The following is a 20,841-nucleotide window of genomic DNA, read 5'->3' on the forward strand; positions in this document are numbered from 1 at the left end:
TTGGTGATTACCTGTCAAGGTGTTTCCAGCCTTTTAACAAAAGCTCAACGTCCGACAATAAATTGTAATCCTTTGCATATAATCGGTTTAATTGAACTGATTTTTCTTTATCCAACTCTAATCCCGGAAATCGATCTCCCGGATGTAAAATTCCTTCTTTTAGCGTTGGAAGTTTGCTTTCTTCAGCGGCGTTTGGAATGTATCCGATCCAGGATTTTTTCCCTACAATTACCTTGAAAATATTTTTGATAAAGTTTCCTTTGTTTCCGGTGAACCAGATTAAAACCGGGCTCAGGATTAAAATCAGTGTTGCCGAAACCAGATCCAGGAATCGTTTTTTACGCTTGTTGCCGGATTTTGAAATAGCATTCAAATTCACCACATAAAGATCGCCGGCAGTATGAATGGAATTACTTCCGATAATACTTGCACTTTCCGGTGGCGCAATTTTGTAATCAATATCTAATCGGCTCAAATCAAGCATTGCTTTAATGATATCGGCCGAACTGATGTTTTCAGCACAAAAAACAATCTCATCAATGCGGTTAATCCGAATGATCTCCTCCAATTGGCTCAACTCGCCCATGTAATTCTGACCTTTATCGCTGCTGTCGAGGGCAATAAAACCGGCCATCTGCGATCGAATCCGGGTTTCTTCCAAAATCTGTTGAACGCGGCGTGCCTCTTTCGAATGTCCGACAATGGCAATTTTTCGGGTACGTTGCGAGTTAAGTCGGAAATCGCTTATTTTAAACCAGTGCCCCAGTAAACGGTAAGCGATAAGTATGACTCCCGACCAAGCTGTGCCTAATAAAATCAAAGCGCGCGAAAAGCGGTATTGTTCATCAACCAGCGAATACGCCAGAAGCAGCGATATTAATCCCCAAAGAATTCCCCGGCCAACTTTGTAAATGCTAACCGGCTTTATATAGCCGCCGGAAAAAAGGATTCCAAATAGAAAAAACAGACAGTAAACGGGTACCACAAATTGCATGAATTCAGGTGGGTAGTAATCGGGTTGATGAAAACGGAATTGTTCCCACGTTGGAGTGATCAGCCAGAATCCGGCGAAAATTAACAAAGCATCTACAACCGGAATATATATTTTTTGCAAAACGCGTTTTGATGCCGATAACAACGCCCGGAAATATATGGCAAGGTTAATTAACAGCGCAAAAATACTTGCTTTACTTCCCGAAAAATGTTTCCGCGCAAAAATTACCATGGCATTGTAAAATACCTTCACGTAGTTCAGCGAGCCCTTTTTGGTGCTTTCTCCTTTGTAATGGATAATCGTTGTTTCGGGGTAATAATAGTTTTTATATCCTCCTTTTTGAATGCGGTACGAAAGATCAATGTCTTCGCCATACATAAAAAAGGTTTCATCAAGCAACCCAACCTTGTCGAGTGCCGATTTGCGAAGTAGCATGAAGGCTCCTGCCAGCACATCAATTTCATGAACTTCATCTTTATCCAGATAGGACAGATGATATTTCCCGAATTTCTTTGATTTCGGAAAAAGCCTCGACAAACCAAACATTTTATAAAATGCAACCCACGGCGTTGGCAATCCTCGTTTTGATTCAGGGAGAAAAACACCCTTTCCATCGATCATTTTTACACCAAGGCCACCGGCATCGGGGTGCGATTCCATAAAAGATATAACCTTTTCAAAAGTATCTTCCTCAACAACAGTGTCCGGATTTAACAACAAAACATATTTGCCATTCGACTGCTGAATGGCCTGATTATTAGCTCTTGAAAATCCAACATTCTCAGTGTTCTGGATGAAAGTAACATTGGGAAACTTCTCGTTTATCAACTGCGCTGAGCCATCAACCGAGTTATTATCAACAACAAAAACTTCGCCTTGTACATTCTGCAAAGCCTTCTCAACCGAGTGGAGGCATTGTTCCAGAAAATGTTTTACGTTGTAGTTGACAATAACAATTGAAATATCCATTTTTCAGAGCTGGCATTTTCAAATCGACTGTTGCTGTATGAAGCGGCAGGCTTATGAAAACGACTTTTATAGTTGCTTAATAACGATTCTCAAATGTAAGGTTTCCTTTTCATAACGAAAAAAATCCGCCTTTCTGATGTGAGATTTATTTTCCAAGTGAACTTTCGAATGGAACTCGGTTCATTAGAGAACGGCCAAGAGTAATCTCATCGGTGTATTCCAGTTCGTCGCCAATGGAAACACCTCGGGCCAGCGTCGAAATTTTTACTTCTTTGCCTTTTAACTTTCGATAGATGTAAAAGTTGGTGGTATCGCCTTCCATGGTGGTTGAAAGTGCGAGAATAATTTCAACCACTTTTCCCGAATCTACGCGTTCAATCAGTGAGTCGATTTCTAATTCGGCCGGCCCAATTCCATCCATCGGAGAGATTATTCCTCCCAGCACGTGGTAAAGTCCGTTAAACTGGTGAGTATTTTCCACCGACATTACATCGCGGATATTCTCCACCACGCAAATTACACTTTCGTTGCGCGACGGATTGGAACAAATCTGGCAAGTGTCGCTATCCGAAATGTTATGGCAAATTTTGCAGTGTTTTATTTCGTTTCGCAGTTGTATCAAGCTGTTCCCAAACGAATTAACTTCCTCTTTGTCTTGCCTTAAAAGGTGCAAAACAAGGCGCAAAGCACTTTTTCGTCCAATGCCGGGTAGTTTCGAGAATTCGTTAACAGCGGTTTCCAGTAGTCGCGATGGATATTTGTCGATATTCATAAAAGCAAAAATAGTGTTGAATTTTAAAATACGATACGTGAAAGCAATTTTTCGCACAAAGCTGTTTTTTCAAGCGTTTTCATTACGGATTTTGTTGCTTCGAAACCTATTTTATGTGTATCTTATCATCATTAAATTAAAACCACAAGCGATGAAAATTTCATTTTTACTTGTTGTATTACTCATTTTTTCTGCATCATTATTTGCACAAGTGCAGGATACAACGGTAGTTGACCAACAGGAAGAAACAACTTTACCCAAGCCAAAACTCGACAAAAGCCGGATTTATTATGGCGGTTATGTAAGCATGAATTTTAGCAAGAATTACAGCGTTATTGGAGCTCAGCCTTTGGTTGCGTATAAACTTACTCCAAAATTATCGGCCGGAACACAGGTGTCGTACGAATATGTTAGTTATGGTAATGATGAAGATCGAAATGGGTCAAATTATGGAGCCAGTATTTTTAGCCGATATCGGGTAACTCCGCGTTTATATGCGCACACTGAATTTGAATTGATGAGTTACAAATTTTATTTTCCTGAGGACCGAAAATTGGTACCCATGTTTTATGTGGGTGGAGGATACAGCCAGCCGATTTCAAGGAATACATGGTTGAATGCCCAGGTGCTGTTTGATGTACTGAATCATGAAAATTCACCCTACAAAGATTGGGAACCCTATTTCAGTATTGGGGTTGGAGTTGGATTCTAAAAAGGAAGACATTCGTAAATTCAATAAATAAAAATGCCGGAGTTCGATTATGAGCTCCGGCATTTCTATGTTTGCATCAGCTATTTACTCAGCGTTACTGTCCTGCGCATCGATAACAGCTATGGCTGTCATGTTGATGATTTCGCGTACGGTACTGTCGCGTTGCAAAATATGGATCGGTTTTTTCATACCCATCAAAATCGGACCGATAGCCTCGTAAGGACCCAATGCCTGTAAAATCTTGTAGGTAATATTTCCCGAACTCAGGTTGGGGAAAATTAAGGTATTTGCGTCCTGATCGCCCAGTTTGTTAAATGGGTAGCGTGAATACCGCAACTTGCCGTTCAGTGCATAATTGGCTTGCATTTCGCCATCAACAATTAAATCCGGAACACTCTCATGAAGCTTTTGTACGGCCTCTTTTACTCTGATCGGGCTGCCTTCGCCTTTGTAGGCGCCAAAGTTAGAGTAGGAGAGCAGCGCGATCCGAGGTTCGATATTAAATTTACGAACTTCAGCTGCGGTAAGTAATGTGGTATCGGCCAGTGTTTGTGCCGAAGGATTCATATTTACTGTTGTATCGGCCAGGAACAACGGGCCACGTTTGGTTAACAGCATATACATTCCTGCAATGTGGTTATAATCCTTTTTCACTCCAATTACCTGCAGAGTGGGACGAATGGTAGAAGAGTATTTTCTGGAAAATCCGGAAATAAAAGCATCCGCTTCGCCTGTTTCCACCATCATCGAACCATAATAGTCGCGATTCATCATTTTTTCTACCGCCTCATTGTACGTCATTCCTTTGCGTTTACGTTTTTCGTAAAGGATTTTTGCAAATTGATGACGTTTTTCATCGCTTACCGATTCACAAACATCGATAATTGGAACATTGTCGATATCCAGCTGATTCTCTCTTATCAGCGCCTGAATTTTCTCTTTATTTCCCAACAGAATCGGTTTGGCAATTCCTTCGCGAATCACAAATTGTACGGCTTTTAAAATGCGGAAACTGTTGGCCTCGGCAAATACAATACGTTTTGGATCTTGTTTCGCTTTGGTGCGAATGGCCATAATCAGACGGTTGTCAATTCCCAGTCGTTCGGTTAACTCACGCTCATATGCTGTCCAGCTTTTTATGGGGTTGCGTGCAACCCCGCTTTCCATGGCAGCATGAGCCACTGCCGACGAAACAGTAGTAATTAAACGTGGATCGAGTGGTTTCGGAATGATATAGTCTTTACCAAATACAATGTTTTTCATGTTATAGGCTTTGGCAACCATCTCGGGCACATATTCTTTTGCCAGTTTTGCCAGTGCTTTCGAAGCCGCAATTTTCATTTCTTCGTTAATGGTTGTTGCCCGCACATCCAGCGCTCCTCTGAAAATGAAAGGGAATCCCAGCACATTGTTAATTTGGTTCGGATAATCACTTCGTCCGGTGGCCATGATTATGTCCTTTCTAGCCGCCGTGGCATCTTCATAAGAGATTTCCGGGTTAGGATTGGCCATGGCAAAAACGATCGGATTTTTAGCCATTGATTTGATCATTTTTTTGCTGACCACATCGGCAACAGAAAGCCCCAGAAATACATCGGCATCTTTCATGGCTTCTTCCAGCGTATTGATTTTTCTATTGGTAATAAATTGTTGTTTGATCTCATTCAAGTCGGTGCGTTCGCGGTTGATCACGCTCTTGCTGTCGACCATTACAATGTTTTCGGGTTCAACGCCCATGCTGATGTACAATTTGGCGCACGATACAGCAGCTGCTCCGGCTCCGCTAACTACTACCTGAATATCTTCAATTAGTTTTTTATTCAACTCCAGTGCATTGAGCAATGCTGCTGCAGAAATGATTGCTGTTCCATGCTGGTCGTCGTGAAACACAGGAATATTGAGTTGTTTACGAAGTGTTTCTTCAATTTTAAAACATTCGGGAGCTTTGATGTCCTCCAGGTTTATGCCTCCAAAAGTAGGTGCGATCGCTTTTACTACTTCTATCAGTTTGTCGGGATCTTTTTCATCTACCTCAATATCGAAAACATCAACATCAGCAAAAATCTTAAACAATAAACCTTTTCCCTCCATAACAGGCTTTCCGGCTTCCGGCCCGATATCTCCAAGTCCCAAAACCGCTGTTCCGTTCGAAATTACTGCTACAAGGTTTCCTTTTGCCGTGTATTTATATGCATTATCCTTGTCCTTCTCAATTTCGAGGCAAGGTTGCGCTACTCCCGGCGTGTAAGCCAACGACAGATCGTATTGCGTGTTATGCGGTTTTGTTGGAACTACCTCTATTTTTCCGGGACGATGTTTTTTGTGGTAGTTGAGGGCATCGATTCTACGAATTTTAGGCATGGCAGTAGTTTTTATGGTTTAATCTAAATTTACATAAAATGCTTTGCCTATAAAATGTTATTAATCAGAAATAAAAGTGTTATTCAGCAATGGAAAAATAGAAGTGGAGAGGAAATTGTGACGGACCGATGTCACGAAAGAAAGGAGAAAGTAGTGTGGTAGATGGCTTTGGTGAAGATATACTCTTAATAAAGTTTTATAGAGAGAATAAGAAAGATAAAACTCGTTTAAGTGCTGTTCAGACTTCTGTCAAATTTAAAACAGATTTTGAAAGCGCTGTTGATCTATAAGCTTATTCGAACACTTAAGACAAGTCGTTACGAAGAATATGCTTTTTTCGATGTTTTTGCACGCAACACATAAGATGGTACCAGCGAGAATGCAAGGCCAATAAGGAAAATAACAACAAACTGTAGGTTTACATTTAATCGCCAGTGGTTGAGGCCAAGAGCGATTGCAATTAAAACAACGTTACCGGCTAATATGGTGAGCGTTACTTTTAAATGAGAATTGAGTAACGAAAGTAAACGATGGTGGATATGATTTTTATCTGGAGAAAATGGCGAGCGTCGCTGAGCTATTCGTATTGTCATCACTCGTAACGTGTCGATAAGCGGTACAATGATAATTGCAAAAGAGACTGCTGGTGCTCCACCGATTCGATAAGGCTCAGGTGCCGTTAAATTCAGTTCGTTAAAGGCGACAACCATTACAGAGATAAGTAATCCGATTATTAGTGAACCGGTATCTCCCATAAACAGTTTATTAGTGTTGCCAAAAACGTTGAATAAAAAGAACGCTGCAAGACTTCCAACCAATGCAAATGCCATAATGGCTATTGCATAGTTCCCTGTTAAATAAAACCAGGTGCCGAAAACAAATGAAGCTAACATCCCTAAACCGGATGCCAAGCCATCAACACCGTCAATTAGGTTGAAGGCGTTTATAATAACGATCATTGCAAACAATGATAGAGAAATTCCTGTGATATGGCCAATTTTGTGCTCTCCGAGAACCCCATGCAAATTTGTAAAATGGACATTGGCAAAACTGATCAACAAAATAACTGTGACTATTTGTATAACTAGTTTTTTTCTAGCGGAAATAATCATTAAGTCATCTTTTAGACCAATAAAAAACATTAGTGTTACTCCCGCAATAATGTATTTTAACTCACTAAATTCTAATCCGTCGGTAGCAAATATTACACTCAGAATAAAAGCTATAAAAATGGCGACTCCTCCTAATGGCGGAACCACCCTTGTATGAACTTTCCTTTCGTCAAAAGGTTCGAATAAATGTTTGGCTTTTGCTGTACGGATAATCGGAGGTACAACTATCAGTACGATAACAAAAGAAAGAATGAGTGCGGAAAGGATTAAAATTATTTCCATGTTGTGCTTGTTATAACTAGTTGCAATCTAACGTATAGATCCTTGCTTCTTAATATTAGTACTTTTAATCATAAAATATTGCTAAGTTTCTAGAACTGGATTGTTTGCGTATGTTGTTAAGTCAAAAGTATATAAAATAAACAGAAAAGCTTCATTTCCTAGCTATATTTTATTATCTATAATAATTTCTTAGTGCAGGTGTTATTAGTCTCATATAATGAGGGTGTTGTGGGGTGTTTCTTATGCTATAAGGTGAATTTGAGAGTAGTTTTTTTGGACATAAATTCATTCATAACTTAGTTTAAACGATAGAAAACAGAGAACATTGTTCCCAATCGCGTTGTGGTATTTCCGTTATCATACAGGCTCCCACGATCAAATGCCAAAGAGCCAGATATACCAATTTTTTTCTTTTTCGGATTCCAGCTGAGGTTAAATAATACGGATGTTTGTCGGCGCGACGGATCGTAAGTCGTACCTCCTAGCCCGTTATACAGTCCGAAGTTGTTAGAATATGTCAATAGACCTTTCCAGTGCAAAACCTCAGAGAATAAACCGTCTGCTCCAACATGGAATCCTGAAAAACGATTGTTCTCAAATCCTTTACTTATTCCATCTTCAACGAATACCGGTGCAAAAAGCGGACTCCCAATCGCCATTTTATCGAAAGTAACACCTGAAAGATAGATACCATGATTAAAATAATTATCGTTACCTCGGTTCGTGCTGTGTCCGTTATTGAAGTCTTCAAAGTAAAAATTTCCACTTTGGTTTTTGGTATGAAAATATTCCAATACCAGATTTTCAAAGAGAGCTTGTTCTCTCTTAAAATCAAGGTGAATTCCTATCAGGTTGTCTTCAAAATTAACAAACTCCATTCCGGAGTGATCTTCATAAGGATGGCTGACGTATAATGTTGCATGTAGTTTTTCCCAGTTTTTGTTTAATTCAACTTGATAAACCCCATAACTGTTTCCCATTGAGTTTATTTGATCAAATATTAGGGCATTTTCGCCACCTGCACTGGCTGTCATGTATTTGAAGTAGGAGTCCCAACCAGGTAATTCTCCGTATTCAGGGTGTGTTCCGCCCCACATTACCATCTGATCAATACCAGCGGTAATCTGAATGGTTTCCGGGTTACCAAAACGCAAATAAAGGGCTCCGTAATGTAAATGCGTGTCTTCTACGTATCGATTGTCATTTAAAAGGCCTTCTTCGTAAAAACCTTTTATCGAGAACCAATCCAATATAGGAACAAAACGATTAAAACCTGCTCTTATTCGTGGATGAGGACGTGCATTTCGCGATGTTGCCAGATTGCCGTTCGTGGTTGACAGTCCGGCATAAACTTCATCTTCAGGGAAAGCACCTACTTGCAATTGAAGGAATTTCCAGCTAAGTGCAGCAAACAATTGTGTAAAACGAATATCATTTTCGTCTGCCAGAAGCAGGTCAAGATCTACTCCGGCTTTATAGCTGAAATTTGAGTCACCAATTTGTTGCTGATGAAAAGCATTAATACTGAGATTTTGAATTGTACTGCTGGTCCGGTCGAACTGCCCCAATTGATTTGCCCATAACCAAAAAGGGAGCTGGTCTTTTGTTCCGGCAAGACTGTTGTACTCAACTTTTGCCGACTGCGCAAATAGCGCAGATAAAGGGAGTAGCAAAAAAAATAAAAATATCGATGATATTTTCCGGGTTTGTTTTTGCATAGGATTATAACGTAGTTTTTTCGGGTTAGTTTTAATCCCTAATCAATTTTTCAGAATATGTCAATAAATGTTTAGTTTAGAGCTTTTACAGGAAGCGTAATGATTCTTAAGCAAGATGGAATGATCGGATTTGGAGAGGATAATTAAATGGTTTCTGTAGGATTTGAACTGAAGAATTCTTTCCAGAGAATAATGCAAGTTCCGGCAAACAAACCAATTAGTGAAAGGCTGATGATGGTAAAAATTGTTTTGGGTTTGCTTTTTTGTTGGGGGACTTTCGCCGGTTCTATAACTGTGAATACAGGTGTTTTATCCTGAACCAGAATTTGTGCTTGTTCTCTTTTTTGCGCCAATCCTTTGTAAAGGTTCGATGCCAAAGTGGTTTCAGTAACCAATCTATCGCGGCGTGATTTTGCAGATGCCAGAATTACATTTACGTTACTGTCATCGTATTCTGCCAAAGCTTCCTGTTTTTCAAAATACCGGGCTTTAGCTTCCTTGTAGCGTGCCTCGATAAATGCAAGGTCTTTTTTCTCTTTACTGGTATGATAATCAATAATGTATTGTTTTAAACTGGCGATCACTTTTTCAGTTAACAGCGCTGAAACATATGGATCTTGTTGCTCCACACTAACTTGAATAATTTTACTGTCGCCACTGGTAAGTCCACTTTCCGACTTAATAATATTAACTTCTATGGAGTTAGCTAATCCCTCAATCAAATTCAGATCTCCCTGTGTTAGGTTAAGTGGTTCACCTTCTTCTTTCTGAGGAATAACTCGCCGTTCTTCTTTTGATTTCAGTAATCCAATAGCATAACTCAGCCAGCCTGCGATGGATGGTTTGGTATGCTCCTGCAGGTATTCACTTACCGGTAGCGTGAGTTCTTCTTTGGGTAAATACACTTCTTCCTGTAAAATATCGATAAGAAAAGTTGTGCTTTTTACCACTTCGGGGTATAAATCGGGCGTTAAGGCGCTGCTGTTACTTCCGCCCATATCTAAACCCATCAATCCTCCCACATCTAATCCTGCGAGGTTGCCCAATTGGCCCATTAATCCATTTGCCGGACTATTTGAATTAGATTCCGCTAATAAACTAACTTGCGTTTTATATAGTTTCGGAGTAAAAACCACAAGAAATACACCTACAAAAAAGGCGATGGCGGTTGATTTGATCAGTATACTACGGTTTTGTTTTATCCGATTAAACAGATCTTTTATTTCGAGGTAATCCTTTTTATTTATTGTATTTATATTTTCGCTCATTTCAGATTGGATAAAGATTTTCAGTGAATTTGTCTCATCAATAATTACTTTGATTATTACTGATCCGTTTCCATTATCACATCGTATTGATTAGAGCAACAACAATAAGAGAGAGCGATGCAGCTAACGAGATGGCACCTGTTTGAGAAAGTTTTCTTCGTTCGCCTTTACTCGGAACAATTATTTCTGCACCTGCACGCAATTCGGGGTATTTTCGACCAAATATAGTTTTGTCAGTTTTTCTCACTGAGCCATTTGCGTAAACCACATAAATATGGCCGGGCTTCGATCGTTTTGTTAAACCTCCTGCATTAGCGAGGTATTCCTTCACACTAAGTGAGTTATCGAAAGGAACGACATTTGGATTGTAGACTGAACCGCTAACTTTAATGGTTTGTAGTGATTTTAATATGCGTATAGAATCTCCTTCCTGTAAAAGCAAATCGCTTTTTCCACCCGGATTGGACAGAATTTCATCGAGGTCGAGCGCAATAATATCAAACTCACCTCTGAGAATGTTTATATTATTCGACGATTCTTTTTCCATTGTAATATTGTCAATGGCTTTATCGGTAAGCGTTTTGTCCAGAGTTTTCTTCCGTATTAAACTGGCGCCGTTAATGTATGCTTCGGTGGTAATGCCTCCCGATCGCTTAATTAAATCGGAGATTCGTTCGGTGCGCGATGTTATTGAGTATTTTCCGGGAAAGTTCACTTCTCCATTGATACTTACCAGCATTTGCGGCAGATAAGCAGGAGATTTGCGGATAAACACCTGATCGAAAGGTTTGAGCACAAAATTGGAGGCCTCATCACTTATCGCCAATGATTTATCGATCGGGAATTTAATGATATCGGCCAATTTAACGGAAGTAACTGTTGACGTATCGTCAGATACCCGTCGGGCTATTTCGATATTTGCCGTCGATGCGGTTTCCAAAAGACCTCCGGCCTGGATAATTAAATCTTCAACTTTACTATTTTCAGAATAAGGATAAACACCCGGAAGTTTAACTGCTCCTTCAATTTGAATGGTGCGTACTTCGCGTAAATCATGAATTGAAGGAATATGAACAGAATCTTCTCGTTTCAATGTAAAATCAAGATTGGAAGCGAACAGATTATTTAAATCCACCGCAATATGCTCCCTTGTCAGATCGTCTTGTAAACGGAAAACCGATACACGGTCTTTAAATACATCTTCGCGCAAACCATCTGCTTTTGTTATTAGTTGCTTCAAGGTAGTAGTTTCGTCAATGGCATAAATTCCGGGGCGAAAAACAGCTCCCGATATATACACCCGGTTTTCGAAACGATTTAAAACAGCATCAATTTGCACCTGATCGCCGTTTTCTAATTTTATGGCATCTAAATAGTCGGCTGCAATGTCTAAAATGCGCTTTTCTTTACCTGTTTTTCTTACAATTTTAACACGTTCGGTATAGGCATTTCCTGTAAAACCACCTGCAAAACCAATTAAATCTTCCAACGATTCGTCGACTTTTATATCGAATGACATGGGGCGTTTTACTTCGCCTTTTATCGACACTCGATTTTCATAAGGAGGAATAAAAATGATATCCTGATCCTGTAAGCGAATATTGTTGGATTGCTTCGCGTTTATTAGGTATTCATAAAAATCGATGTGGGCAACAACTTTGTTGTTACGGATTATCTGCACATCACGAAGAGATCCGTTTTCGTCAGGACCACCGGCTATGTACATGGCATTAAACGCCGTTGCCATTGCCGAAATATTGTAAGTGCCGGGTAAAACTACCTCGCCGACAATGTTAATTTGAATGCTACGAACAGCACCAAGCGTAACCTTCATCGAGGTTTTACCATCCTTTAGCCCTGAGTAGATGCGGCTTAAAATCGTTTCCAGTTTTTTCCCGGCATCTTCGGTGCTCATTCCACTTAAGAATACGGGGCCAATATTTGAAATGATGATACTTCCTTCGTTTGAAACCACTTCCTGGTAACTGTGCTGCGATGCACCCCAAATATCGATGTTCAGCAAGTCACCGGGGCCAATCAGATAATCGCGCGGAGTTAAAACATTAAAACTCGGCTCGAAGGTAAGGTCGGTATTTTTAAACAATGCAAAACCAAAATTTGTATTTACCTGAGTTGGTGCGGAGTGGGGAAGTCGTTCTTCCAAGCTTTCAGGATAATCCACTTGCGGGCGTGTATTTATTTTTATTCCTTCACTATCTTCATCCATTAACTTGTTATCGTAAAGACGTTCAGCACGTTCCTTAAATTTTTCAATTTCGCTTTCTGCCATCCCGCGCGATCGGGCAAGGGATTCGATCTGGTCGGGAGACAATCCTGATTCAATGGCACGTTGCATAATCACCCGCATCTGCGCATCAGAAATTTGGCTTGATTTTATTTCGGAAACATTTTGGTCCATTGTGTTTATGCTTTGGGCCATTATTTTTCCTTGCACCAGGAATAAAAACAATAGAATGGAACAGGAATATTTAAGAATATTGATCCTCATATAAAATTAGTTATGCTTTCAGGTATTGGTTAATAAATTCAAAATGTTAAAATACTGAGCAATAAAAGTAGTAAATATCTCTATCAATAAAGTAGTCGTTTGCTGTTCTTGAAAATAATTCGGATTTTAATTGCTCTTGCAGAATTTTAACTGCACCTTTTTTGCAAACAGGAAAAGCGAATAAAATAGTTTTAAAAAGCTAAGTAAAAAGATATTTGTATTGGCATGGTATTGATGAAAAACCAGTCGGCTATGCAATAAATGCTTAAGTTGTGACAGACGATTAATTTCTTTTCTAATTACCAAGGAATCTTCGTGAAAAAAGTTAAGCTGTAAGGCCAGATAATTTTTAAGCCCGGCTTTTTTTACTTTTAGTCCCAAAATGCGCTCTTCTTCATACAAAAAAGTACGTTCGTCGAAATAGTTTAATTGCTCAAATGTTTTTAACTTTCCCATAAAGAAAGAACCAGTGAGGCAATCTACTGCCAATAACTCTTCATTTTCGGGAAAGTCGTAATAAACAGTTTCATTGGCTTGTGCCCTGTTAAATCCAACAACTGTAAAAACATCATAAGAAAAACCGGGAATTTTCCAGGCAGCATTACGGGCTGGCTGCTCATTAATATGCATTCGTGGCGCTATAAATGCAATCTCGTCGCATTGTTTGTAAGAGGCGACAAGTTGCCTTATTAGCTCCGGGTTTTTAATAGAAATATCGTTATTGCTTATAATAACAAAAGTGTTTATTTCAACCTTTTGTTTAAGGTAATTAAATCCAAAATTATTTCCGTAAGCATATCCGCCGTTATAATCTGATTGAATAATTTCTACCTGATTATCATCGGCAAAATGCTGACTTAGTGTTTTATAGGATTCATCTGTGGAACAATTGTCGACAACCAAAAAGGAAAGCTGAATGCCTTGTTGCTGTTTTAATTGATGGATGTAAGCAACAGTGGCGCTCCATGAATTATAATTCAGAATTAATACAACTACGTGAGGAATATCCATTTTTATCTATTAGCGAAAAGGAGTTTAGATTTTATATTGATCAGGCGTGTAACTACAAGTAAAAACATTTTAACCCGAAACGCTATTATGTAAAACAACGAATTTGTGTTGGTGTTGGCATCCAGCGGTGTTTTGTTGAAATCATGCCTTCTGTACTTTACTAATTTGGTTGGGCAGAAAACCGGTCTTGAATGCAGTTCGGCATTCAGGCCAATCCATAAATCGTGCATAGCAATTGATTTTGGGAAAGGCAGAACAATCGGTAATAAATCTTTATGAAAAGCCATACAACATCCCATATAGGAATTTTTTGTCAGGTTTTTTAAAAAGCCTCTTCGTGAGTTAAAAAGTTCAAATAATGAAGGAGCAATCATTTCTCCTGCCTGATTTATCACCTCTCCGTTTGAAACCACTAATTTACATTTTGCTAATTCTTTTACCAGAACTTCCACCTTATTGGGCATCCATATGTCGTCTTGGTCGGCTAAAAAAATATAGTCGCCTTTAGTCTGTTTTAACGCAAACTCGAGATTGAATATTGGGCTTGAAAACTTTTGTTTCTCAAATAATTTAATTTTATGGTTGTTATATGACTGAATAACTTCAACAGTACGGTCACTTGAGGAATCATCTGAAATAATAATTTCATCAACAACCTGTGTCTGATTGAGAATTGAATCGAGCTGTTCTCTTATAAACTGCTCGCCGTTATAGGTTGGTATACAAACCGAAATAGACATTATTGGTTTTACAGGAGTTTTGAAAACGAGATGCGCAGTTTGTAATAGAAAAGTTTGAAAATTGAATAATTGGTTGACAAACATTTCATCATTCGATAACTTTCCATATTTCTTTTTAACGTAACCGATAAATCACCAACACGCGATAAAAGATAGTTGTTTTTAATAGCCTCTGCACCAATTTTGTTTGTTGAGTGTTGCCGGTATAACAAGCCCGGTTTTTTTGTATAAGCAATTACACCCGATTCTGCTACTTTCAGAAGAATCCACCAATCGTGCATTCTGGCTTGCTCCGGAAATGGTAATACCAGTTTTTTCACCTGTTTATTCATAATAAAAGTGCAGCCTGGTGCCGGATTATTAATCAAAAGTTTATAGCAGTTGTAAACATTATCGGGATCAACTTTCGAATATTTCCAGAATGATGAATGAATCGTTTTAAGCTGTTCATCCGCTACTACCAGATCCGAAAAAACCAAAGCCGGTTTATCGGGATATTTTTGTTCAAGTTGCTCAATACAAGCTAATGATTCTTTAATTTTATGTGGTAACCAAACGTCATCATGATCGCAAAACATCATATAGTCAGCAGAACTGTTTTCTAATAAATATTCGAAACTCTGCTTTGGACCTAATTGCTGTTTGCTGATATATATTTTGATGTTTCTGTCTTGTTTCTTTTCAAAATCTCTCAAAATCGATAAAGTTCGATCATGTGAACCATCATCGTGTACCAAGAGTTTCCAGTCTGTATACGATTGCTCCATCAACGATTCCAAGAGCTCCGGAAGGTATTTTTCGCTGTTAAACGTAGCGAGTAATATTTCTACCTTCATTCTAATCTTTTGTTATAGGATGTCGAGAAAAAGGTTTGTGAAAATACATAAACCAACACAAGCATTCCGGTAGAACTTAAAAGGAGAGGGTTGGTACCTGCAATAAACAGATACGCGATGTAGGCAATAAAAAGGTGACTTATTGATCTGTTTTTTATTTCATGATAAACAGGAAGAAGCAGGATTAGACCAAAGACAATTGAAACAGGTATTCCCCAAACCCGTACTAGTTCGAAATAGGTTAATTCGGTTACGCTAACAACACTGTTTATGCCCGATGTGTACATGGTGCTGCCAATACCCTGGCCAAAGATCAAAATACCTAAATGATCTGAAAAATGTTCTATATAGGAAAACAAGTGTCCCAGCTTAACCTGATTGGAAACTTCAGAACGATTTAAAAATACTTCTGCCAGAATATTTGCTCCATAAAAGAAACCGGCTAAATAAATAAATGCCACAAGCAAAGCTATAGGCTTCGAATTTTTGTAGGCATAAAAAAGGATGTAAAAAAGCACGATTAAACCCATGGATAAGATATTTGCCCGCGTACCTGATAGAAATAGTGTGGTGCACAGTGCCAATATAAATACGATATGCCCGGCTTTGTTTTTTTTAGTTGTTAGAATCAATACCCGGTGCAGAGAATAAGCCAGCGGGAATACTAATATTGGTGATGTTTTGTAGAATACCATTAAAAGGGTAAATCCACCGTAATTTCGAAGTGCATAAACGGCAACTTCTTTTTCCATCACAAAAAAAGCATATAGTTTCGCAAAAAAGCCGGGATTAAACAGCGGTAATAAATAGGAAAATGCGGTAACGACAACAAGCAGTATTGCAGATACATTAAGAACAGGACGGAGTTGGATGTTTTCAGTTACGATTACAAGTAACAGGAAAAAAAAGAAAAAAGAGTTAAGGTAAACCAGGTTGGCCATCGAGCTGTTGGTGGCAAAGTTATTAAAGAGCCCAACTGATAAGGCATAAAAAGGCATAAAAAAGCCAATGAATGTTACTGCAAAAAGTAATTGTTTCGAGAGGTTTATTATATTTTTGTAGTGCTGTGGAAACCATAGCACAAATACTCCCAGAAATAAAACATATTTACTCTGAAATATTTTATTGCTCGGATCGATAATTACGTCCAGAAATAACAAGGCTATGCAGAGGTATAGCAATGTGTTGTAATTGTTTTTGAACAGATGTGTTGTATTATTAATCAATGAAATAACCGATAAATTGTTCGTATAGGTTTTAGTAGAAATACTCCTAATTTATACTCATGCGACTGAGTAATTAGTTCATACTCAAAAGATTCCTGGGGGTCGAGCAAATGTTTTGCATACAGCTCTTTATGATTTTTATAAATCTGTCTTCGAAGTTTTTTGAAATGCGCATTTAATTGACTGTTTCTGGATTTTCTTTTAATTCTATAATAAAAGCCTACTGAATTAATTTTATGAACTTTCCCTCCGTTTTTAAGTAAGGACAACCAGAAATCCCAATCTTCAAAACCATCTTTCATATTGGTATTGTAACCATTGGTGCGGTCAAAATCGCTTCTTCGGTACACGGAAGAAACGGTCATCATGTTTTTTGCCAGCAGTTTTTCCAATGAATAAGCTTCATAACGAACAATTCCATTTTTTATTCCAAACAGTTTAGTGTCACAGTTTACCACCTTAATGTCATCGTCTTTCTCCAGTATTTCTACCGCTTTTTGAATAAAATCTACTCCAATTTTATCATCAGCATCCAAAGGCAAAAGGTATTTTCCTGATGAAACGTTTATGGCGTGGTTACGAGCACTTGAAACCCCCTGATTTGTAGTTTGCAGTACTTTTATCTTAGGGTGCGAAATTTTACTTATTATTTTGTTCGTTAGCTCGTCAGTACTTCCATCGTTTATAACAATAATCTCATAATTATTGTAGCTCTGCGAATGAATACTCTCCAGACATTCATCAAGATATTCTCCTTGGTTGTAACAAGGGACGATAACTGAAATCAAGGGTGGTATATGCATTTACAAAGTCGTTAAATTGGTAGTTTTAATTGTTTTTAATCTACTGATTATATAACATGATAATCTCATGTGCTATTAAAACCTGTAGGTTATGCCAAGCTGTGTATGCATGTTAAAAGTATTGTTAGTATGTGTCCAATAATTGGCCTGAATTTCTGCCCATGTCGGTTCATACAGCCATTGATAATTTATTGAATTTACAAATTTAATTTTACCCGTAAGAAGAAAGTTTTTATAATCCCAATTTGCAAATAAAGTACCGCTTAAATCAACCCAGTTGGCCCTAAAATCCTTAATATATTCATGCCAAAAGTTATTATTATGCACATAACGTTCAAATTCTATCCCCACTTGTTTCAGTTCTCTGTTCCAACTGATTTCTATAGTTTGTGTATTGCTGCCGGGGGCAATTCCTGCACCGATTAACTGGCCTTTGTGCGTGTATCCTTGTCTCAACTGCGAATGATAATACCAGGTGCCAGTGGTTTCTTTATAAGTCCGTCGTCTGTTTATATTTACTTGATTTGCAGCCATGTGAGTGGTTTCACTACGAACAAGAAAATAGCGGTCTCCTTTAAGTCCAAGTATTTTATGTGCTCCAAATATATAAGCTGCCGAATGTGAAGGTTCCATTAAAAAATCGCGCATATCCCAGGAATGGTCCTCCCGGCCGTATTCAAAATAAATTTCAGCATAAGATTCAGGGAAAAGCCATCTGGCAAAAAAAGAAATTCGTTGATCTTGCCTCTGACTATCTACATCGCTATTGGAGCCTCCGGTATTTTTTGTCAAAAAACTAAGTACCGGCAAATAATCGGCAACTCCAGACCCCATATCTTCTGAATAAGTCATAAAACTTCGGGTGAAGCCTAAAAACAAGCCGGGTACCCAACGGGGCTGGTAGCTGAATACCATGGCATTTAGATAGCGCCAGTCATCCGGCATTCCATTAGTATAGCCTGATTCTTCCAGCCGGCCCCCAATAATTTGTCCTTCGAAAGAACCGATTGGCGTTTTTATAGGGCGAACTGTGTTTAAGGTAAGATGTACAAAGCCAGGAGCAGAATTGGTCAAAAGCAATGAATTTTTATAGCCCGGTCCCCACCAAATGTTTTCAGTAGACAAACCTATTGATACAGGTTTATATGTTAAACGTATACTGCTTTGGCCCCAAAAGAATTTGTTATAATGAAAACCACCAGTTCGTTCCGGTAAATCAATAGTTCCTTTTGAATTCGGGAATTGCATATTTAGTGTAGTAGTATAGCCGGAAGGAAAACCATCATATGCTTTGTTGTGCGCATACACAAACTCCGGGTTAAAGGTTATGCTGAGCAGGCTGTATTTAAAATAAAATCCCAGGTCGGCTCGCAGTTGTGCACCCCGGGCATGAATCATTGAACCGTCATTAATTCCTTCCGGGTGATGACTGTTGTATTGATTGAGGAGGCTTACAGGAAGTAAGCTAAATTCTCCTCTTTGTTTTTGAAAGGCAAAGTTACTGTCGAAATTGTTCAGATTAGAATATTTTAATGTTTTTTCAGGATCGAAAATGTCATCCTTTTTCAATGCTTCAGAAAATAAAGGCCGCGAAACAAAAGAAATGGTAGAATCCACATTACCCAGTAATTGCTGACGACGATAATAGTCATTTAGATTTTGCTTATTTAATGATAACGATTGGGCAAAACTACTTTCTAAGCCTATAAACAATAGGATAAGGAAGAAAATAAGTTTGTAGTATTTTGTATTCATTTTGATGGATTTGGGATACTTTTAATACTTAAAGTTTTAACTAAAAACGATACATGATTCCCAGTTTTCCATGGAAATTAAAAATATCTGTTCCTCTACTATTATCCCAGTATTCGTTTGGATTAAAGTCGTAGATCCACTGGTAATTTTTAGCACCTACAAATTTTAAGTTTAGCGAAAACAGCAGGTTTTTATAGTCCCAGCTACCATTTAATGCTGCCGCCAAATCTACCCAGTGCATTCGTACATCTTTTATCGTTTCATTGTGGAAATCTTGGTTGTGGGCATACCTTTCCAGCTGTAACCCAATTTCTTTCAATCCTCTATTCCAGCCTACATTTAAACTCAGTAAATTACTGCCCGGGCCAATTCCTGCTCCCAATAATTGTCCTTTGTGTGTATACCCCTGTCGAATACCAACTCCGGTGTACCAGGTTTTGCTTCCTTGTTGATAGGTATCCTGTGCCCCTCTTAACACCGATTCTGGATTTTTGGCCAAACGAGTGATTTCCATTCCAACCTGAATGACTTCATTTTTGGCAGATGGGAGCTCCAATAATTTTCTGAATCCCAAATTATAAGCACTGGAATGTTCCATTTCAACAATAAAATCTCTTCTATCCCAATGATTGTCAGCGAAGCCATATTCTGCATAAATTTCAACATGTGCCTCGGGCCAAACGTAACGCATAAAAAACGAGTAGTACGATTCTCTTTTTTGGTGGTTACTTAATTCGCCTTCCTCGGTATCTTCGGCTTGTTCTTGTAATTTCTTTTCTCTGAATGAACTAAAGACGGGGAGATAGGCATCAAATGAGTTATCCATATCTTTTTTATACATCTGGAAACTACGTATTAGCCCCAGATGTAAGCCATCAATCCATTTCGGATTATACGACAGTATCATTCCATTAAAATAACGGTTGTCCTGTCGTTTTGGCGAATAAAAATGCATGCCATTGTGGTCTTTTACATCGGTATTTGGAGGAGGGTAGCCCGAAGCTTTTAGTGTCCCCGTTACAATTTGCCCTTCAAAAGATCCTACCGGAGTTCGAATTGGACTGATGGTATTCAGGGTAAAATGGCGGAAGCCAGGTGCAGTGTTGGTCATTAAAAGGCTATTTCGCCTACCGGGGCCCCACCAGAGATTTTCGTTGGAGACGCCTAAGGAAATGGATTTATAGTTCAAACGAATACTGCTTTGGCCCCAGGTAAATTCATTGTAAGGATCTTCTCCGAAACGTTCCGGCTGGTCAATGTAATTTAAGGTATGAAAATAATACTGTGCCCATCTTAAAATTGACAATTCAGGATTTTCCCGGGTTAGTGGGAAACCATCATACACAGGATTAGTGGCATAGACATATTCAGGTTGGATTTTAACAGTTAGAGAAGGAAGATTATTGCGTAATGTATAATTAAAATAGAGCCCACCACTAACGAGGGTTTGATATCCTTTGGCTGGAATCATTGCGCCATCATTCCAGTCTTCCGGGTGGTGAGAGTTGTATTGGTTCATCCAAACCAATGGAAGCAGTTCTAACGAAAGCCCTGAAGTCAACTGTTTTTCAAAAAAGTTTTTATCATCACCATTAAAAAACCGTTTCATTGTGCTATCAGGTTTGTGTGAATCTTTCACTCCGAAAGCCTCTGTGGGAAAGAGGGGATAGGCTGTAAAGGAATGATCAGGTTTAATATTCCCGAGCAATTGCTCTCTGCGGTAATAATCCTCCAGATTGTCAAAATTGCTTGAAAGTGCTTGCGCCCAAACTT

General features: G+C 38.7%; 16 protein-coding genes. 2 read left to right on the plus strand and 14 right to left on the minus strand.

Annotation, left to right across the window (positions count from 1 at the left end; genetic code table 11):
* Nucleotides 1-7 precede the first annotated feature (7 nt).
* Nucleotides 8-1,963, minus strand: coding sequence for a glycosyltransferase (locus tag QZ576_RS06310; RefSeq protein ID WP_297095211.1), 1,956 nt, complete (start codon nucleotides 1,961-1,963; stop codon nucleotides 8-10).
* Nucleotides 1,964-2,108: 145 nt separating this feature from the next.
* Nucleotides 2,109-2,792 carry a recombination mediator RecR gene (gene recR / locus QZ576_RS06315; protein WP_297095213.1) on the minus strand — a complete coding sequence of 228 codons (684 nt, stop codon included), beginning with the start codon at nucleotides 2,790-2,792 and terminating at the stop codon, nucleotides 2,109-2,111.
* A 94-nt stretch (nucleotides 2,793-2,886) separates the two neighbouring features.
* Between recR and QZ576_RS06320 the strand changes: the two genes are divergently transcribed.
* Nucleotides 2,887-3,447 (plus strand): hypothetical protein, encoded by a 561-nt coding sequence (locus QZ576_RS06320; protein ID WP_297095214.1) that lies wholly within the window; start codon nucleotides 2,887-2,889, stop codon nucleotides 3,445-3,447.
* An 84-nt stretch (nucleotides 3,448-3,531) separates the two neighbouring features.
* Here the strand turns inward: QZ576_RS06320 and QZ576_RS06325 are convergent, their stop codons facing one another.
* Nucleotides 3,532-5,808 carry an NADP-dependent malic enzyme gene (locus QZ576_RS06325; protein ID WP_297095216.1) on the minus strand — a complete coding sequence of 759 codons (2,277 nt, stop codon included), beginning with the start codon at nucleotides 5,806-5,808 and terminating at the stop codon, nucleotides 3,532-3,534.
* A 128-nt stretch (nucleotides 5,809-5,936) separates the two neighbouring features.
* Here QZ576_RS06325 and QZ576_RS06330 point away from each other — a divergent pair, with 128 nt between their 5' ends.
* The gene (locus QZ576_RS06330) at nucleotides 5,937-6,098 is read left to right on the plus strand and encodes a hypothetical protein (protein WP_297095218.1); all 162 of its coding nucleotides are present in this window, start codon (nucleotides 5,937-5,939) and stop codon (nucleotides 6,096-6,098) included.
* A 27-nt stretch (nucleotides 6,099-6,125) separates the two neighbouring features.
* On the opposite strand, the gene QZ576_RS06335 is transcribed toward QZ576_RS06330, so the two are convergent.
* The 11 genes from QZ576_RS06335 to QZ576_RS06385 all read right to left on the minus strand — a co-directional run bounded on the left by QZ576_RS06335 (nucleotide 6,126) and on the right by QZ576_RS06385 (nucleotide 20,677).
* Entirely contained in the window at nucleotides 6,126-7,202 is a 1,077-nt protein-coding gene (locus QZ576_RS06335) for an MraY family glycosyltransferase (RefSeq protein WP_297095219.1), read from the minus strand.
* Between the two features lie 296 nt (nucleotides 7,203-7,498).
* On the minus strand, nucleotides 7,499-8,920 hold the full coding sequence (locus QZ576_RS06340) for a capsule assembly Wzi family protein (RefSeq protein ID WP_297095222.1): 1,422 nt from the start codon (nucleotides 8,918-8,920) through the stop codon (nucleotides 7,499-7,501).
* Between the two features lie 143 nt (nucleotides 8,921-9,063).
* Nucleotides 9,064-10,188 carry a hypothetical protein gene (locus QZ576_RS06345; RefSeq protein ID WP_297095224.1) on the minus strand — a complete coding sequence of 375 codons (1,125 nt, stop codon included), beginning with the start codon at nucleotides 10,186-10,188 and terminating at the stop codon, nucleotides 9,064-9,066.
* Nucleotides 10,189-10,264: 76 nt separating this feature from the next.
* Nucleotides 10,265-12,697: an SLBB domain-containing protein gene (locus QZ576_RS06350; protein ID WP_297095226.1), complete on the minus strand. Its 2,433-nt coding sequence runs from the start codon at nucleotides 12,695-12,697 to the stop codon at nucleotides 10,265-10,267.
* A gap of 126 nt (nucleotides 12,698-12,823) precedes the next feature.
* Nucleotides 12,824-13,708 carry a glycosyltransferase gene (locus QZ576_RS06355; protein ID WP_297095228.1) on the minus strand — a complete coding sequence of 295 codons (885 nt, stop codon included), beginning with the start codon at nucleotides 13,706-13,708 and terminating at the stop codon, nucleotides 12,824-12,826.
* Between the two features lie 2 nt (nucleotides 13,709-13,710).
* On the minus strand, nucleotides 13,711-14,448 hold the full coding sequence (locus tag QZ576_RS06360) for a glycosyltransferase (RefSeq protein ID WP_297095229.1): 738 nt from the start codon (nucleotides 14,446-14,448) through the stop codon (nucleotides 13,711-13,713).
* Nucleotides 14,449-14,456: 8 nt separating this feature from the next.
* Nucleotides 14,457-15,284 (minus strand): glycosyltransferase family 2 protein, encoded by an 828-nt coding sequence (locus QZ576_RS06365; protein ID WP_297095231.1) that lies wholly within the window; start codon nucleotides 15,282-15,284, stop codon nucleotides 14,457-14,459.
* Nucleotides 15,281-16,465: a hypothetical protein gene (locus tag QZ576_RS06370; protein ID WP_297095233.1), complete on the minus strand. Its 1,185-nt coding sequence runs from the start codon at nucleotides 16,463-16,465 to the stop codon at nucleotides 15,281-15,283. The genes QZ576_RS06365 and QZ576_RS06370 overlap by 4 nt, the downstream gene beginning before the upstream one ends.
* Nucleotides 16,466-16,506: 41 nt before the next feature.
* Complete coding sequence (locus QZ576_RS06375; RefSeq protein WP_297095235.1) at nucleotides 16,507-17,313, minus strand: glycosyltransferase family A protein; 807 nt, start codon at nucleotides 17,311-17,313, stop codon at nucleotides 16,507-16,509.
* Nucleotides 17,314-17,388: 75 nt separating this feature from the next.
* On the minus strand, nucleotides 17,389-19,068 hold the full coding sequence (locus tag QZ576_RS06380; protein WP_297095237.1) for a capsule assembly Wzi family protein: 1,680 nt from the start codon (nucleotides 19,066-19,068) through the stop codon (nucleotides 17,389-17,391).
* Nucleotides 19,069-19,108: 40 nt separating this feature from the next.
* Nucleotides 19,109-20,677 (minus strand): capsule assembly Wzi family protein, encoded by a 1,569-nt coding sequence (locus QZ576_RS06385; protein WP_297095239.1) that lies wholly within the window; start codon nucleotides 20,675-20,677, stop codon nucleotides 19,109-19,111.
* Nucleotides 20,678-20,841 lie beyond the last annotated feature (164 nt).

Source organism: uncultured Draconibacterium sp., from assembly GCF_913060805.1.
Taxonomy (GTDB): domain Bacteria; phylum Bacteroidota; class Bacteroidia; order Bacteroidales; family Prolixibacteraceae; genus Draconibacterium.

Bases quoted from the DNA above. Each gene is read 5' to 3' on its own strand.
- QZ576_RS06310 (WP_297095211.1), bottom strand. From the start codon at position 1,963: ATGGATATTTCAATTGTTATTGTCAACTACAACGTAAAACATTTTCTG.
- QZ576_RS06320 (WP_297095214.1), top strand. From the start codon at position 2,887: ATGAAAATTTCATTTTTACTTGTTGTATTACTCATTTTTTCTGCATCA.
- QZ576_RS06325 (WP_297095216.1), bottom strand. From the start codon at position 5,808: ATGCCTAAAATTCGTAGAATCGATGCCCTCAACTACCACAAAAAACAT.
- QZ576_RS06330 (WP_297095218.1), top strand. From the start codon at position 5,937: ATGTCACGAAAGAAAGGAGAAAGTAGTGTGGTAGATGGCTTTGGTGAA.
- QZ576_RS06335 (WP_297095219.1), bottom strand. From the start codon at position 7,202: ATGGAAATAATTTTAATCCTTTCCGCACTCATTCTTTCTTTTGTTATC.
- QZ576_RS06340 (WP_297095222.1), bottom strand. From the start codon at position 8,920: ATGCAAAAACAAACCCGGAAAATATCATCGATATTTTTATTTTTTTTG.
- QZ576_RS06345 (WP_297095224.1), bottom strand. From the start codon at position 10,188: ATGAGCGAAAATATAAATACAATAAATAAAAAGGATTACCTCGAAATA.
- QZ576_RS06350 (WP_297095226.1), bottom strand. From the start codon at position 12,697: ATGAGGATCAATATTCTTAAATATTCCTGTTCCATTCTATTGTTTTTA.
- QZ576_RS06355 (WP_297095228.1), bottom strand. From the start codon at position 13,708: ATGGATATTCCTCACGTAGTTGTATTAATTCTGAATTATAATTCATGG.
- QZ576_RS06360 (WP_297095229.1), bottom strand. From the start codon at position 14,448: ATGTCTATTTCGGTTTGTATACCAACCTATAACGGCGAGCAGTTTATA.
- QZ576_RS06365 (WP_297095231.1), bottom strand. From the start codon at position 15,284: ATGAAGGTAGAAATATTACTCGCTACGTTTAACAGCGAAAAATACCTT.
- QZ576_RS06375 (WP_297095235.1), bottom strand. From the start codon at position 17,313: ATGCATATACCACCCTTGATTTCAGTTATCGTCCCTTGTTACAACCAA.
- QZ576_RS06380 (WP_297095237.1), bottom strand. From the start codon at position 19,068: ATGAATACAAAATACTACAAACTTATTTTCTTCCTTATCCTATTGTTT.
- QZ576_RS06385 (WP_297095239.1), bottom strand. From the start codon at position 20,677: ATGAAACGGTTTTTTAATGGTGATGATAAAAACTTTTTTGAAAAACAG.